This window comes from Thermococcus peptonophilus, assembly GCF_001592435.1.
GTDB lineage: Archaea > Methanobacteriota_B > Thermococci > Thermococcales > Thermococcaceae > Thermococcus > Thermococcus peptonophilus.
This window is the reverse complement of sequence record NZ_CP014751.1, coordinates 13975-29309: the sequence shown is the minus strand read 5'-3', so window position 1 is coordinate 29309 and position 15335 is coordinate 13975. Positions and strand designations below refer to the sequence as shown.

Annotated in this window: 16 protein-coding genes; 14 read left to right on the top strand and 2 right to left on the bottom strand. The window is 53.5% G+C overall.

What is annotated here, in order from left to right; all coding sequences use genetic code 11:
- Positions 1-2 precede the first annotated feature (2 nt).
- Positions 3-380: a hypothetical protein gene (locus A0127_RS10230; protein WP_062390976.1), complete on the bottom strand. Its 378-nt coding sequence runs from the start codon at positions 378-380 to the stop codon at positions 3-5.
- Positions 381-864: 484 nt separating this feature from the next.
- Between A0127_RS10230 and A0127_RS10225 the strand changes: the two genes are divergently transcribed.
- The 13 genes from A0127_RS10225 (at position 865) to A0127_RS10165 (ending at position 14074) form a co-directional block, all read left to right on the top strand.
- Positions 865-1764 carry a DUF4855 domain-containing protein gene (locus A0127_RS10225; protein ID WP_156471219.1) on the top strand — a complete coding sequence of 300 codons (900 nt, stop codon included), beginning with the start codon at positions 865-867 and terminating at the stop codon, positions 1762-1764.
- Positions 1765-1978: 214 nt separating this feature from the next.
- A complete protein-coding gene (locus A0127_RS10220; protein ID WP_156471218.1) occupies positions 1979-2575 on the top strand; it encodes a hypothetical protein in 597 nt (198 codons plus the stop codon).
- Between the two features lie 291 nt (positions 2576-2866).
- Positions 2867-3349 (top strand): DUF302 domain-containing protein, encoded by a 483-nt coding sequence (locus A0127_RS10215; protein WP_082781438.1) that lies wholly within the window; start codon positions 2867-2869, stop codon positions 3347-3349.
- A 143-nt stretch (positions 3350-3492) separates the two neighbouring features.
- Complete coding sequence (locus tag A0127_RS10210) at positions 3493-4011, top strand: hypothetical protein (RefSeq protein WP_062390972.1); 519 nt, start codon at positions 3493-3495, stop codon at positions 4009-4011.
- Between the two features lie 9 nt (positions 4012-4020).
- Positions 4021-5844, top strand: a complete 1824-nt coding sequence (locus tag A0127_RS10205; protein ID WP_062390970.1) for a hypothetical protein — start codon at positions 4021-4023, stop codon at positions 5842-5844.
- Positions 5845-5854: 10 nt separating this feature from the next.
- Positions 5855-6451, top strand: a complete 597-nt coding sequence (locus tag A0127_RS10200) for a hypothetical protein (RefSeq protein WP_062390968.1) — start codon at positions 5855-5857, stop codon at positions 6449-6451.
- Positions 6451-7056: a hypothetical protein gene (locus A0127_RS10195; protein WP_062390966.1), complete on the top strand. Its 606-nt coding sequence runs from the start codon at positions 6451-6453 to the stop codon at positions 7054-7056. The genes A0127_RS10200 and A0127_RS10195 overlap by 1 nt, the downstream gene beginning before the upstream one ends.
- Before the next feature lie 141 nt (positions 7057-7197).
- Positions 7198-8907, top strand: coding sequence for a serine/threonine-protein kinase (locus tag A0127_RS10190; RefSeq protein ID WP_062391017.1), 1710 nt, complete (start codon positions 7198-7200; stop codon positions 8905-8907).
- Positions 8908-8909: 2 nt separating this feature from the next.
- Positions 8910-10091, top strand: coding sequence for an ATP-binding protein (locus tag A0127_RS10185; RefSeq protein WP_062390964.1), 1182 nt, complete (start codon positions 8910-8912; stop codon positions 10089-10091).
- On the top strand, positions 10088-10825 hold the full coding sequence (locus A0127_RS10180; protein WP_062390963.1) for a PP2C family protein-serine/threonine phosphatase: 738 nt from the start codon (positions 10088-10090) through the stop codon (positions 10823-10825). Before A0127_RS10185 ends, A0127_RS10180 begins: the two co-directional genes overlap by 4 nt.
- A 4-nt stretch (positions 10826-10829) precedes the next feature.
- Positions 10830-11396 carry a hypothetical protein gene (locus A0127_RS10175; protein WP_062390961.1) on the top strand — a complete coding sequence of 189 codons (567 nt, stop codon included), beginning with the start codon at positions 10830-10832 and terminating at the stop codon, positions 11394-11396.
- A 109-nt stretch (positions 11397-11505) separates the two neighbouring features.
- Positions 11506-13668, top strand: a complete 2163-nt coding sequence (locus A0127_RS10170) for a copper-translocating P-type ATPase (RefSeq protein WP_394347102.1) — start codon at positions 11506-11508, stop codon at positions 13666-13668.
- Positions 13669-13765: 97 nt separating this feature from the next.
- Positions 13766-14074 carry an SHOCT domain-containing protein gene (locus A0127_RS10165; protein ID WP_231855838.1) on the top strand — a complete coding sequence of 103 codons (309 nt, stop codon included), beginning with the start codon at positions 13766-13768 and terminating at the stop codon, positions 14072-14074.
- Between the two features lie 94 nt (positions 14075-14168).
- On the opposite strand, the gene A0127_RS10160 is transcribed toward A0127_RS10165, so the two are convergent.
- Positions 14169-14498 (bottom strand): winged helix-turn-helix domain-containing protein, encoded by a 330-nt coding sequence (locus A0127_RS10160; protein WP_062390959.1) that lies wholly within the window; start codon positions 14496-14498, stop codon positions 14169-14171.
- 135 nt (positions 14499-14633) lie between these two features.
- Here A0127_RS10160 and A0127_RS10155 point away from each other — a divergent pair, with 135 nt between their 5' ends.
- On the top strand, positions 14634-15080 hold the full coding sequence (locus A0127_RS10155; protein ID WP_062390958.1) for a hypothetical protein: 447 nt from the start codon (positions 14634-14636) through the stop codon (positions 15078-15080).
- The last annotated feature ends 255 nt before the right edge of the window (positions 15081-15335 follow it).

The window sequence follows — 15335 nt, the reverse complement described above, 5'->3', positions numbered from 1 at the left end:
TTTCATTCCGCCCTCTTTCCTTTAAGGGCCTCATCAAGGGCCCTGCAGGCTTCCAGGGCCGCCAGCATCACGGCCTCTGCGGAATCGTGATATCCGAGCTCATAAGCCGCCCTGGCGCTTTCTATGAGGTTTTCAATTTCCAGCATGAGGTTTGCGACCTCGGGGGAGATTGTTTCTTCGGCACCCACCGTTTTGAGCAACTTCAGTTCAAACTCAACGCCCTCAAGTGTGGCGTAGATATCCTTAGTAGGGGTCTTCTCTGCGGCGCTGAACACCTTCTCCATGCTCCCCATATAGTTGATCTGTGCGGTTGTGCCTGGGTTCATCCAGTCCGCTCCACCCATAATCTCTATATTACTTACAATCTTTCCACTCTGCATGTTGCATCACCATATTCTACTTGTTCACCCTACTATTTCAGGGAACCGGCGGGAAGAGAGCGTTCCAACGGGTTTCACGTGAAAAGCCCCACTTGGATTTGGAAAGTTGAGGGCCGTTCTGGTTCACGCGGTTTCAGCAGGTTTCAAACACGCAAAGCACCATTTAAATGCCAGAATCACAGTGATATAAAGCACACGGGGCGTTTTTACACTCTCTCCGAGGGGTGGCTTTCTACCTTCATGCAGGAGTGTTGTGTTTTGGGCATATAACAGGCTCCTGAAAGCGGAGTTCGGTACTGGACTGTCCTCCAATCAGGAAGACATTCCCTCATCGCAAAGGTTCCCAACGGCTAAACAGACCCCAGACCGATAAACTACCTCCCGGACGGTAGCATGGCCCATATTATTTTGATTAGCTATTATTAAGTTTGTAACCATCTTCTTGTTCAAAAGATTTTTATACTTTAATAGATAACATGTGTTGGTGATTTCCATGGCGAACTTTGGACTGTGGTGGATCAGATGGAATGGCTCGAACTACGAATCGAGAATGAGCGGGAGCCTAAATGAGTTTAGAGAACTAGGTTTTGGCTATGCTGTAGTACTAGGACAGCCAGCTCACATCCAGTATACCGGAGATGCAGAGACTGACGCATATAACCTTTCAGAATATCTGAGTGAGCACATGAACATGCCATACTATGTTACAATACCTTTCTTTACGCCCTCAAAGACACCTCGTGGCAACATAACAGGAAGTTTTGAAGGGTCCTATTGGGAAAAATGGATCAATGTATTTACTGGATCATCAGACCCTAATTTAAGGGGATTCTATTGGAGCCTTGAGAATGCTTGGATGTTTAAACAGGATCAGATAGAGAGGGGAGTGGGAATCTCCCACGAATTGATCAAAGAAATGTCACAAAAGATACACAGCACGGGATTTGAATTCATCTGGATTCCAAGTGTACCAACAATGAATATTGAGGGGACGAATATATTCCCCTGGTATTATCCTCCAAACTATCCCGGAGCCTGCGAATATTTTGACTATATTTTCGCACAGCCAAATTATTATATGGGCCGGATAAGTAACATAAATGGCTGGGTACTTAATCTTGAGGGATCAAAGCTTAAGTACAATTGCTGGAACGTGTTCATGGAAATGGAAGCTGATGAATGTGTTATAGGTGGTGGAGGAAACTGCAAAACTTGCAGTGACTCAAACAACTGCACAAAATTAGCAAGCGACTACATACAGGCTCAGATTAATAATATTGGCAGAAAATATTCTCAGAGGGCATACTACTTTGGAGTGACTTTTGATGTTGTTAGACACGTTGATTCATACTGCAGAAACAATTTGGGGGTATCGTATGTATAACCCCACATGGAAATTGGGCTTTTTTGTTTTTCTTCTGTTTTTGTTCTTGTCCCCGGTTTTAGCTACCGAGTCCCTCTGCGGTCCGCATCCTGTTCTCGGCCCCACCGAATACTGCAGTTTCGCTCCCTTTATTAAAGTCGGAAAAGACGACGCGATAATAACCCTCTCCTGGGACGCACTGGGCTCGGGAATGCAGGGGGTACCCACCCCGAGCATGGTTGGGGGGTACTACTTCTACTTCAGGGATGGGAAGCTCTACTACCTTGGCAGCACCACCGGAGCAGAGGAGCTCTTTTATACATTCTACAGGGGGCTTTGGTATTTGAGCGACGGAAGGGCCATAGACCCGGAAAAACCGTGCGTAACCAACAACGTTATGATTCCGGAGGAAATCCGAAATGAGCTGTGCTCCTGCGGCAACGTTTCCATAACCTCGCCCTCGTACCCGGTCGAATTCAACGGCTCAAAGCTCCACGTTTCGAACGGCAGAGTGTCCTACACAATTAAAGTCCCCGACAACATGACTCTTCATCTTCCGAGCAACACAACCCTGCGTGCAGTCTTCCTGGGAGAAGGGGCCCTTATCTACATCCAGCCTAAAAATCCCTTCGTCCCCCTTGACTGGGGGAACGTTACCGTGCTTTACTACGATGGGAGCTCCCTTTGGAGGTTGAATCTCACGAGGGGTCTTGAAAAAGAGCTACCGACCTGTCCTGTTGCCAGTGGGGTTGGGTATCTGGAGTTCTACCCGATGCTTTTTGCTGGGCTTGTGCTGGTGCTCGTGCTGGCGTACCGGAGGGTGAGGAGGTGAACTCTGTTTCCAGCCGCTCACCTGAGGTAACAACCCATAAATAATTCCTTGAACAAAACTCCACCGGGCGAGCCGGATGGGTTCAAAAGTATCGCGGGTTTGCCGGACTCAGGAGGGATCTTCTTAATTGTGAGAAGTTTTGGCCTCCAATTTTTCCATTTTGTAAAAGACAAACCCATTATTCCCTCCAATCAATTAAGTACTGTAAGGAATGAGGTGATTCAGAATGAACGGCAAAATGAATGAAATGGGTGGAATGAAGGGAAAAGACAAGGAAGGCATGGAAGGCGCATGCAGGGAATGAAGGGCAAAGGCAAGATGAAAGGTGGCTGCAAGGGGCACGGAAAGGGCATGAAAGGTCGCGGAATGCACGGGATGGAAGAGCCCACGAAGGAGTACGCCTACGTCCGGGAGGTCGAGACCGGCTTTGACGAGACCGTTGAGAAGGTCAAGGAAGAGCTGAAGAAGGAAGGCTTCGGAGTCCTCAGCGAGGTCAGGGTTGACAGCCTCTTCAAGGAGAAGCTCGGCCTTGAGATGGAGCCCTACGTCATCCTCGGGGCCTGCAACCCGGACTATTCAAGCGAGCTGATAGGCATAGACATCAACAGCGGCACCTTCCTGCCCTGCAACCTCGTGGTCTACGTTAAGGAAGGGAAGACCCACGTGAGCCTCCTGCTCCCAACGGTCGCCATGAGCGTGACCGGGAACGACGAACTCCTCGAAGTCGCCGGAAAGGTCGAGGAGATACTGAAGGGCGTCGTTGATAGGGTTTGATTCTCTTCGTGGGTTTTCTCCTATTCTTCCACACTTTACAAAATGGAAAATTTGGCCATACTATATTTTTCTCCAAAATGCCGAAAACTTTATATGCTCCCAATGACCAATACTATTCAAAGAGAATCCTAGGGGTGAGGACAGTGGCACACCTGTTCGTGGTGGTTTATGACAGCGATGCGGAGCGAAAGCGCGTGGAATATCTAATTGACAAGTGGTCGAACCGCGCCGGGGTATCCAAACTGAAGGGCATCTCCTTCATGGTCGAGGCTCCCGATGTGTCCAAGCTCATGGAGGAACTCCTCTCAAAGCTCGACCCACCGACGGAGGGCAAAGTTAGGGTGTACAGAGTCGAGCCGGAGGACATCGGCTCAAAGGTAACCCCCAAAGTGGTTGAAATACGCTACACGAGCAACGAAGAACCGGCAATCGTGGCCAAGCTCCTCAGGTACGTCCTCTCCAAATTCGGCGCATATTACGTTTCCGGCGAGGGTAGCGTATCAAGGTACAGAGCCTACACGAAGAAGGGCAGGCTGGAGATAACGGTGTCCGTCGAAGAGGAAGATAATGGGACAGCTGTTGACATCTCCATCGAAGGGTACGGCAGCGCGGTGGAGGATATGGCGAAAAAACTCAGAAGGGAGCTTTCCCTGCTCCTGTGAGGTGATACCATGGTGGTCTTTAACGAAGGCAATCCCGACTGCGTGAGAAAGCTCCTAAGGCCTGCGGAGAGGGTAATCAGGCAGGGAAGAGATATCCTGGTGGAGAGCTTTGATACGAGAAAGGAGCTCTGGGAGCGGGTTCTTGAGTCGTATTCACGCTATCTGGAGGGGGAATGCGGCGATTTCCTGGACGACGTTGATACGGCATTCAGGGCGAAATTCGAGGCGGCCCTGGCGGTTCTCGCGTGGAGCTTCTGGAGGAAGGGGGAGGAGTTCTCCTCAGCCAGCGAGCGCTTTTCGGAGCGCGAAATAGGGCTGATAGACGAGATACTGAAGTACAACGTTTTCGAAATAACCACGAGGGAGGACATCCTCGAAAAGCTCTACCGCAGGGATGAAGAGGTTCTCCAGCTGCTCAAAACCTACTACCTCGGCATGGACAGGTGGATAGAGGAGCAGCTCGAAGACCCGAAGATAAAGCTCCCCCTCAGGTACCACCTCAAGAGAACCTGGAGGAGATACCGCGAGAAGGTGGACGCGGCCATGAACGAGGCGAGCAAATACGGCTGGTTCCGGACGCTCATGGAGGAGTGGGAGAGGGAAAAGGCCGAGGAAGTCGAGGCCGTGAGGGAGACCTACGAGGCCAGGGTTAGGGAGCTGAAGAAGAGAATGGCCGAGATGGTCGAGTTCTTCGAGGGTGAGCGCAGGAAGCTTGAGGAGGAGCTCTCCACGTCAAACTTGGCCGAGATAGAGAGGCTCCGCAGGGAGAAGGAGGAGCTGATCAGAAAGTTTGAGCGCGAGAAGGAGGAGCTGACTAAAAGGTTGCTCGAACTCAAAGACGAAGAGCTGAGGAAAAAGCTGGAAGAAGAGCTTGCAAAGGCCAGGGAAGAGGCCCTGCGCGAGGCGAAGCTTCTCGAAGAAAGGATACGGAGAAAGGAGCTTGAGCTTAGGCAGAAGGAGATGGAGCTCAAGAAGAGGGAAATCGAGGTCTCACAGAGGGACGAGGAACTTAGGAGGAAGATAGAGGAAGTGCTCGCCATCTCGGGCAAGGTGGAGAAGGGCAGCAGGCTCGTCGTGAGGGAAGAAGCGAGGATTCAGGAGCTCAACTTCATCGGCAGGGTGAAGAGCAAGTTCAGGGATGAGATAAGCCTCCTTGGAAAGAGGTACTCCGTTGAGGACGTTGAGGAAAAGAAGGGGGTCAATGTTTCAGACTTCAGAGGAAAGCTCGACGAGACGGCCCTCTGGAACCTTCCTGAGAACAGATACCTGGAGATCCGCCTGAAGGAGAGGAAGCTCCTCGGAAGAAAGGAGAGGATCCTCATAAAGGCGATGTACCTCACCCGCGTGGAGAAGCTCGCAGAGCTGGGCATGGATACGGACCCGCTGACCCTGGCGGAGCTGAACGTGCATCTCGTTGGAGCGAGAGAATCCCCCGGCGAGGAGAGGATCGTGCTCGTGGTGGCTTCACCCCTCGGCTTTGAGGAGCGCATCAGGAGGTACGTCTCATCCGAAGACTTCCACAGGAACTTCTACTCCGAGAACGTCTCGCTCGTGCTCGTGGACACCGAGACGGGAGAGATAATCCACAACCCGAACGACGCCTACGCCAGGGCGCTCGCTCCACTGGTGAGCCTTGAGCTGGACGAGGAGGTCTACGCCAAGGTGAGGGATTGTGTGAGGAGAAAGCTTGAGGGCAGGGACTACCTCCCCCTCAGCGAGTGCCTCGAATGCGGGGACGAGGAGCACGTTAGGCGGGCCTTCTATGAAATCGGCCGGGAAGGCCATGTGGTGAAATACATAGACGGGTTTGGGCTCGTGCTGATAAGGAAGTGAGGTGATTGTGATGGGGATACTCGACAGGTTTAGGAAGAACCCTATTGAAAAGCTCTCCCTCAGGGAGCTTCAGGAGGAGGAAATACGCCTGAGGAACAGGCTTGAGAGGGCGAAGAAGGAAATCGAGCGCATCGAGAAGAAAAAGAAGCAACTCTTTCAGGAGGGCATTGGGGCGGACGTCCTCAAGAAGAAGATGCTCGCCCAGGAGATCAAGAGCCTTGACATGGAGCAGAAGCTCAAGCTGAGGGATTTCACCACCGCCCAGAAGCAGTACACCTTCGTCAAGAACCTGATAGTGGTCAAGAAGTACGAGAAGGAGCTGAGAAAGATAGGCCTCTGGGACAAGCTCTCCAAGGTCGAGCCGGAGCAGCTTGAGAGCGTGCTCGTCAAGGTGAGCCTCGACGGCAAGGAGTTCGATGAAATGGTTGAGGGCCTCAACAGGGTCTTCGAGATGGACGTGGCAGAGTTTGAGGCGACGGAAGATCAGACCGAGAGGGAACTCATGGAGGCCTGGGCCAAGGTCGAGACAGGGGAGGCAGACGTTGAGGAGGTATCCTCCGAGATAGCCTCGCCCAAGATTGAGAAGGATGCGGAGGAGGAGCTGTGATGGGCCTCCTTCCAAGGTTTTTTGGGAAGAAGAACCCGCTCGACATACCGATTGACAAGCTCAGGGAGAACCAGGTTAAGCTCGACATGCAGATAGGAAAGATTGAGAACGAGATAGCGGAGATAGACAGAGAAATAGCCCTCCTCTTCGAGAGGGCCAAGAACGCCAGAAGTAAGAGTGAGGAACTCACGATAGCGACGAAGATAAAAACCCTCAACCAGCGCAAGAAGAGCCTCCAGAACACCCACGCCCAGCTCAACAAACAGCTAATGCTCGTCAGCAACCTGCTGATAATCAAGGAGAACGAGGCCATCCTCAGGGGCACGCCCACGTGGGAACTCCTAAGAAAGATGTCCCCCGAGGAGCTGGAAAAGAACCTCGTGAGCATGAGGCTCGATGCCCAGAACCTCAACGAGAACCTGAACACGATGCTCGAGTACACCGACCAGGCTCTAGGTACAGGCGTTGAGTTCGAAGAGGACGAGGAACTCGCTGAGATAATGAAGACGATAGAGGCAGTGAAGGAGGGCGAGCTGGAGCCGGAGAAGGCCGCCGAAAAAGTGGCGGGGGAGAAAGAGGATACCGAGGAGGTCGTCACTGAGTGACTTCCACTTTGTCGCGAACCTCCCCCCAATATTTGTCCTAAATGAAAGATAACCTCCTGCAGATTTTCAAAACGACACCAAAAAGGGTTAAATGTTTGCCAGAGATGGTGACCATGGGAGAACGGAGGGATTGACGTGCACATGGGCCATATGTTTGACGACGACATCCTTGAGGGAATTATCAAGCTCTTCATAGTTATAGTGATAATCTCCGTCATCTTCGGGCGCTTTGCGTGGTTCTTCATTTTCATAGTGATATTCATGTGGGGCGGCCATTTGGTGAGGCACCTGCTCAGGGACATAACAAAACCGAGGAAAAAGTACCGGTACCGCTATCCCAAACCCACTCCGCCAGCCCCCCCTGTTCCGAGAGAGGATATGAGGGAGCTCCTCCGGAAGTCCGTGATAGTCGAGCTTCCGCCGAAGGTTCACGCGGGCGAGGAGATACCCCTCACCGTTGGCTTCAGGAACCTGCTCAGGGGAACGATAAACGTCGAGATAGACCTCAGCGACTTATCAAGGTACTTCGACCTCAGCTCCACGAGGGTTTACTTCAGGAGTGTGAAGCCGGGTGAATACGTCTCCCAGAGCGTGAGGGTGGTCCCGAGGAGGCCCGGAAAAGTCAGCGCCAAGGTTGTCGCCCGCTCCGGAATTGTGAGTGCTAAAGTCAAGGTGAGCACCGAAATAATAGAGAGGCCAAAGGTGGAGCCCAAAACTCCCCTTCCAGTCCCCGTTCCGGCACAAGGAGGTTCGAAAAATTCAGCAGAAGGTCCCCGCACCCCGCTGGAGGAGCTCTTTGCGAGGTATAAGAACGTCGAGCTAATAGGTGAGGGCGGCTTTGCGAGGGTTTACAGGGCGGAGAGGAAAGACGGAAGCGTCGTGGCCCTCAAGATACCCATGAGCCTAACTGAAGCGGGGGGAAAGGCATTCCTCAGGGAAGTGCGGAACTGGTCCCTCCTCAGCCATCCCAACATAGTCGAGCTCTACGACTACAACATCTTCCCAGTTCCATACCTGGAGATGGAGTACTGTGAGAGCTCGCTGGCCAAGCTCGAAAAACCCCTAAATCCGGAGAAGGCTGCGAGAATCATCTTCGACGTTGCTGAGGGCATAAAGTACGCCCACTCCAAAGGTATCATCCACCGTGATCTCAAGCCCAGCAACATCCTCCTCAAGAACGGCAGGGCGAAGGTGAGCGACTGGGGGCTAAGCAAGCTCCTCAAGGAGAGTAGGACTACTCAATCAGTGAGCTTCACACCGCTCTACGCCGCTCCGGAACAGATAAGCTCCCGCTTCGGAGGAACTGATGAGAGGACAGATGTGTGGCAGATTGGAGCGGTGCTCTACGAGCTTCTCACGGGGAGGCCCCCCTTCGAGGGCGAGGACTTCGTCGAGGTGGCGTCAAAGATAACCCTTGAGGAGCCTGTCCCTCCGAGCCACCTTAACCCGGAAGCAAAGCCCCTCGAGCATGTAGTCATGAAGTGCCTCGCGAAGAAAAAGGAGGAGCGCTACGGGAGCGTTGAAGAACTTCAGAGGGACATAGCGGAGTTCCTCGGCACTAGCTACCGCGAAAAACTCAGCAGGAGCGTCTCGGTTAGAGACCTTTCGAGGAGTGCGTACTTCGCAGGGGAGCTGTTTCTCCTGTATCTGAAGCTCAACGACCTCGTGAACGCACTCAAGTACGCTGATGACCTGATTCACTACGCGAGGGGTGAAACTAAGAGGGAGCTTGTGAAGCTACAGGAGCAGCTGAAACTGCGCCTTGAGAACGGCCTGGAAGTCCCCGAGGAGCTCATAGAGAAGGCGGAGATAATAGTCCACAGGATAAAGCTGGGCTTTAAGGGGGTGTGAGAATGCCGGTTGACCTTTCGGGGCCCCTCCTCACGGAGTTCGAGAGGGCCAAGAAGGAGTTCGAGAAGGCCGTTGCCGCTGGGGATATGGAGAGAGCTAAGAAGAGCGCCCTCCGCTGTGCATCCATACTCAGACACCTGGCCAAACACGTGCCCTACAACGGGGAGCTGTACCTGAAGAAAGCCAAGAAGTGGGAGGAAACAGCTGCACAGATTGAGAGGGGAGAGTACGGCAGGAAAGCCATCGTCAGTGCCGAAGGTAAGAGCACTACCCAGGAAAAAGACGAGGAGGATCAGTTCAGGGAGTACGTCCTGGGGCTTATCTCGAAGTCCCGTATAACCTGGGACGAGATAGGTGGTCTTGATAACGTCAAGCTCCTCATGATGGAGACCGTGGTCATCTCGGCCCTTAGAAAGCCCGCCGCAATTCAGCCCTGGAAGGGCATCCTCCTCTTTGGGCCGCCCGGAACCGGGAAGACCCTCTTAGCATCGGCCGCCGCGGGAAGCCTGAACGCGACGTTCTTCAATGTCAAAGCGTCAAGCGTCCTCAGCAAGTACTTTGGAGAATCGAGCAAGATAATCTCCGCCCTCTACGAGGTGGCGAGGGAGAGGGCACCCAGCATAGTGTTCCTTGACGAGATAGATGCGCTCACAACGAGGCGTTCAAACGATACAAGCGAGGCAACGAGGAGGATGCTCTCTACACTCCTCACCGAGCTTGAGGGGTTCCACGAAGGGGGGAGTGAGAGGCTCGTCCTCACGCTAGCGGCGACCAACACACCGTGGGACCTGGACGAGGCGGTCCTCTCGCGCTTCCCCAAGAGGATCTACGTGCCCCTGCCCGATAAAGAGGCTGTCAAGGCGATAGTCCGGATACACACGAAGGGCCTGGACATTTCGAGACTCGATTTGGACGCGATTGCCGAGGAGAGCGTCAGAAGGCTGTACTCGGGCAGGGACGTGAGAAACCTCTGCCAGGAGGCGGTGTGGAACATGATACGCGAGGAAAACAGGGATCTGCACAAGCTCGCTTCCCTTCCCCTGGAGGAACTGAGAAAGAGGTCATTAAGAACGCGTCCGCTTGAGATGAGGGACTTTGAGGAGGCATTCAGGAAGATCAAATCTCCGTTAACAAAGAGGGACATCGAGAGGTATGAGAAGTGGGCGGAGGAGTTCGGGGGATGAGCAGAGTCATCTCAACGGGTGTTGGGAATAGGGCGTGGGGCATCTCACACCCGGGGCCGAGGGAGAAAAACGAGGACGCGCTTCTGATACAGCCCCTTGGAGATGCATACCTCCTCGCCGTCGCGGACGGCCTCGGGGGACACGGGGGAGGAGATGTAGCCTCGAAGGCGGCGGTGGAGACGCTCCAGGAGACGTTTGAGAGGGAATACACCGAGGGGTTTGGGCTGAAAGATGTTGAGGATCTCCTGAGAAAGGCCTACAAAGATGCACACCGCAGGATAATGGAGATGTCCCCAGAGCCAGGAAAGACGGGCACAACGATGGTGGCCGCCTTCGTGAGGGATGAGACGGCCGTGATAGCGAACACCGGCGACAGCAGGGCCTACCTGATAAGGGATGGTAGAGTTATCTCAAGGACGAGGGACCACTCCATCGTTGAGGAACTGCTCGAGAGGGGCGTTATAGGGGAGGAAGAGGTTCGCTCCCATCCGATGAGGCACGTCGTGACGAAGGCCCTGGGGATAGAGCTGGCGGTCGATACGTACGTGTGGGGAATTGAAGAGGACGATGTCCTGCTCCTGAGCACGGACGGCCTTCACGACGTCCTTGATGACGGAGAGATAGCGAAACTCGCCTCCCAGGGTGGCCCGAAGGAGGCTGCGGAGCGGCTCGTTGGGGAGGCTTTGAAGGTCGCTGAGGACAACATCACGGTAATCGTGTTCAAACGGGGGTAGTGTTATGGTGAGACTCTGGAAATCCAAGGAGGAGAAGGAGATAGAGCGGAAGATCCGGATGAGAAAGGCCAAGATGGCTCTGAAGCAGTACATAAACAACCTTGAGAACCTGAAGCGTAAGATTTTTCTCCAGGGAAAGGAAGCTGCCAAGCTCGGGGACGAGGCCCTTCTCAAGAGAAGCGCTGTAAAGTATCTGACTCTGGAGCAGAGGATAAAGCAGGCAAAGAGGCTGCTTCTCCTCATGGAGGAGGCCGAGATACAGAGGGAGCTCGTTAAGGTCTCGGCCGAGTTCATAGGGTTCAGCAAGGACGTGGTTAAAAGCATAGCCGAAGGGCCGGGGGCGGAGGATGTTGCAAAGATGCAGGTAGAGTTTGAGAAGGCAATGGGGAAAGTTGAGAGCCTTGAGGAAGCACTCAACACCATGATAGACCTCACGAGCGAGAGCATACTCACAGGAGAGTTCGATGCCGAGACGGTAGAGATGGCGGAAAGTCTGATGACATCCTCGGCCGAGAAGGATCTCGAACCTGAAAAGAGGCTGAAGGAAATCGAGGAGATGATGAAGGGGTAGCCTTTCTCTTTTTTATTATTTGGAAGAATTGGTGCATCAAATTTTCTCTTTTGTACAGAAAAAGGTTAAGTATTCTTGGCACAATAGTAAGTCACGAAGGTGGTATATTATGAAAGAAGAAGATAGCGTGCACGGGGGACATGTGCACACGCACGATGCTGGAGATGGTTCTGGTATGGAACATATGGAGCACGAAGCGGGACACGAGGGGCATGCAAGCCATGATATGAAGATGGCCGGAAACCACGAACATGCCCACGGAAGCGAGGGGATGGAGGGACACTCCGGACATGGAGGCATGAAACACGAACACGGGGGCCACTCTCACGCGGAGCACCACAGGATGATGATGGAGGACTTCAAGAGGAGGTTCATCGTTTCTTCGATACTCACGATTCCGATACTCCTTCTCTCGCCGCTGATACAGAACTTTTTCGGCTTTGAGCTGAGCTTTCCCGGTGACCACTACGTCCTCTTCGGCCTCTCGGCGGTGGTCTACTTCTACGGAGGCTGGCCCTTCCTCAAGGGGATGCAGGACGAGCTGAGGAAGAGGAACCCGGGAATGATGACGCTGATAGCGCTGGCAATAACGGTTGCCTTCTCCTACAGCGTCGCGGTGACCTTTGGAATACCGGGCAAGACCTTCTACTGGGAGCTGGCAACGCTTATCGACATCATGCTCATAGGCCACTACATCGAGATGCGCTCCGTCCTCGGTGCTTCGAGGGCGCTGGAGGAGCTCATAAAGCTCATGCCGACGGAAGCCCACCTCGTGACGCCGGAGGGAATAAAGGACGTCCCGGTCAGCGAGCTGAAGAAGGGTGATGTGGTTTTAGTCAAGCCTGGAGAGAAGATACCCTCCGATGGCGTCATCGTCGAGGGTGAAACGAGCGTGAACGAGGCTATGCTCACCGGTGAGTCGAAGCCCGTCTACAAAAAGCCAGGTGATACCGTTATAGGCGGCTCGATAAACCTCGAAGGCGCGATAAAGGTCAGGATAGAGAAGACGGGGAAGGACACCTACCTCATGCAGGTCGTCGAGCTGGTGAGACAGGCCCAGGAGACGCGCTCTAAAACCCAAGATTTAGCCAACAGGGCCGCCTTTTACTTAACGCTCATAGCGATTACCGCGGGCAGTATAACGCTCGGGACGTGGCTCTACCTCGGAAAGCCCTTCGTCTTCGCCCTGGAAAGAATGGTTACGGTAATGGTCATAACGTGCCCGCACGCCCTCGGACTGGCGGTTCCGCTGGTCGTTTCGGTCTCGACTTCAATCTCCGCCGAGAAGGGGATCCTCATCAGGAACAGGGAGGCCTTTGAGAGGGCTAAGGACGTCGATGTTGTTGTCTTCGATAAGACTGGGACGCTGACCGAGGGCAAGTTCGAGGTCACGGACGTTATTCCGCTGGACGAGCTCGGAGAGGAGGAAATCCTGAAGTACGCCGCGGCGCTTGAGTCGCACTCAAGCCATCCTATAGCGCAGGGAGTAGTTGAGAAGGCCAGGGAGCTCGGCCTTAAGCCCTATGACGTGGACGAGTCAAAGGTCATTCCCGGCAAGGGCGTTCAAGGAGTTATCAACGGAAGGGAAGTCCTCGTTGTGAGCCCCGGCTTCCTGAAGGAGAACGGGCTCTGGAAAGAGGATGAGCGCGTGAACAGGGTTTTGGAGCAGGGGAAGACGGTGATTTTCCTGGTGGTTGATGGGAAGCTTGCTGGTGCAATGGCCCTGGCGGACAGGATAAGGCCTGAGTCAAGGGAAGCTGTCAAGAGGCTCCACGAGATGGGGATAAGGGCCTACATGCTCACCGGCGACAACGCCAAGGTGGCCAAATGGGTCGCTGAGGAGCTCGGCCTGGACGGCTTCTTTGCAGAGGTTCTGCCCCACCAGAAGTCGGAGAAGGTCAAGGAACTTCAGGAGCAGGGCTACACCGTGGCCATGGTCGGCGACGGCATAAACGATGCTCCGGCTTTGATACAGGCCGATGTGGGTATAGCCATCGGGGCCGGAACCGACGTGGCGATAGAGAGCGCGGACATAATCCTCGTCAAGAACGACCCGAGGGACGTGATAACCGCAATACATCTCGCGAGGGCCACCTATCGGAAGATGGTGCAGAACCTGGCCTGGGCAACGGGCTACAACTCCTTCGCAATTCCCCTTGCCGCTGGAGTCCTCTACTCCTACGGGATACTGCTCAGCCCGGCCCTTGGGGCACTGCTGATGAGCATGAGCACGGTGATAGTGGCTATCAACGCGAAGTTCCTGAAGGCTTGAAACTTTTATTTTTGGAATTTTTGCCCTTTATTTTTCCCAGAATGGCAAGAATAAGGGTTATACTGGTTTCTGTTGAGTAGTAGTTGGAGGTACGAAAATGATGTTTGAAAGCATTGCCAGTGGGCAGTTTTTGGCTCACGCTGGAGAAGGAACGTGGGGGTGGCACGACATGATGGGATTCGGCTGGTTTGGATGGTTCGGCATGCTCTTTATGCTGGTCTTCTGGGTTCTGATAATAGTCGGGATAGTGTGGCTCGTCAAGTGGCTCCTGAACCAGGGATCAAAGGGTTCAAATGTCTCGACCTCGAAGGAAAGGGCCCTTGAGCTCCTCGACGAGGCGTACGCCCGCGGTGAGATAGACGACGAGGAGTACGAGAGGAGGAAGAGAAAGCTCCTTGAGGAGTGAATCTCCCTTTTATCCTTTTGACCATATCTGGGATCTACAAATTCTTTAGCTTGAATAACTTTTAGAAGCCCCTTTAGGGGGAGAAGCTAGGGCACTACTCCCTGAACACATCCCCAGTAACTAAATCCACGCCTACCCTCCTTACTTTGAGCCTCCAGAGCTTCTCCGGCGCACCGCCTCCCCGCTCCCTGTAACCGACCATCTCAATTATCCCTGCTTTCTGGAGCGCGGAGAGGTGGTAATATAGGGTTGACCGGGGCATGTGAAAACCGCTTCTCTGGAGTTCGATATAAATCTCATTCGTGCCCTTAACGCCGTCCGCGAGGACCCGTATGATGCTCCTCCTGGGCTCTGATATCAGGGACTTCAGCATCGCCGTGAACGCCCTCATGTTTGAAGGGTCGCATCTCATCCATCTTCGCATTCTATCACCGTAACTCCCTCCCCATTAACCTTTATAATTCTATCTGTTTACCTGCGCTTTAACAATAATATAACAGAAAACTTTATAAATACTTTTGTGATATTCTAAAACGAAGATGCAGTGGAGGTTGTGTGAATGAGGTTCGGAATGCCGAGGTGGATGCACATGATGAGAAGGTTCGGAAGAATGTGGGGTATGGAGATGCCGGAGGAGGCTATGGATATGGGGCCCGGAATGGACATGATGCCTGGGGCCTACGGCGGCCCGATGGGTGACTGCAGGATGGGCATGTTCCAGGGAATGGGTGGCATGGGCCCCATGTCAGGAATGGGCACCAACTTCGAGGAGATAAAGTCCAGGGCCAAAGAGGCACTCCAGAACGCCTCGAAGGGAACTCCGTGGCAGAACTTCTGGGGGCCGGTCAGGATACCGATAATCATCAACGGCCAGATAGCCGGTCAACTATGGGAGGACGTTGACCTGAAGGAGGTTGAAATTGGAACCTACGTCCAGGGGATGTGGGGCACCAAAGTTCAGCTCCTTAAGGACGGCCGCGTGGTGGGCTTCCTCGGGCTCTCCTGACGTTTAATCTTTGTTTTCTGCAATTTCTTTTATTGAGGAGTAGCTTTTCTTAACCATGCGTTCTGACATGGGTGTTAAAACGCCGTAGCGGAAGGAGTGGCCCGCTCAACATTAATGATTCTGCCATCGAGGGAGATAAAGCGATGTTCGTACTTCAGCCTCTTCAGAAAAAGGCCATACCTCAAACAGTCCCCCTTGTGGTTGGTCATTCTCACTTCTTTTTCAATCAATCAACATTTCGCGGCCCAAATAGAA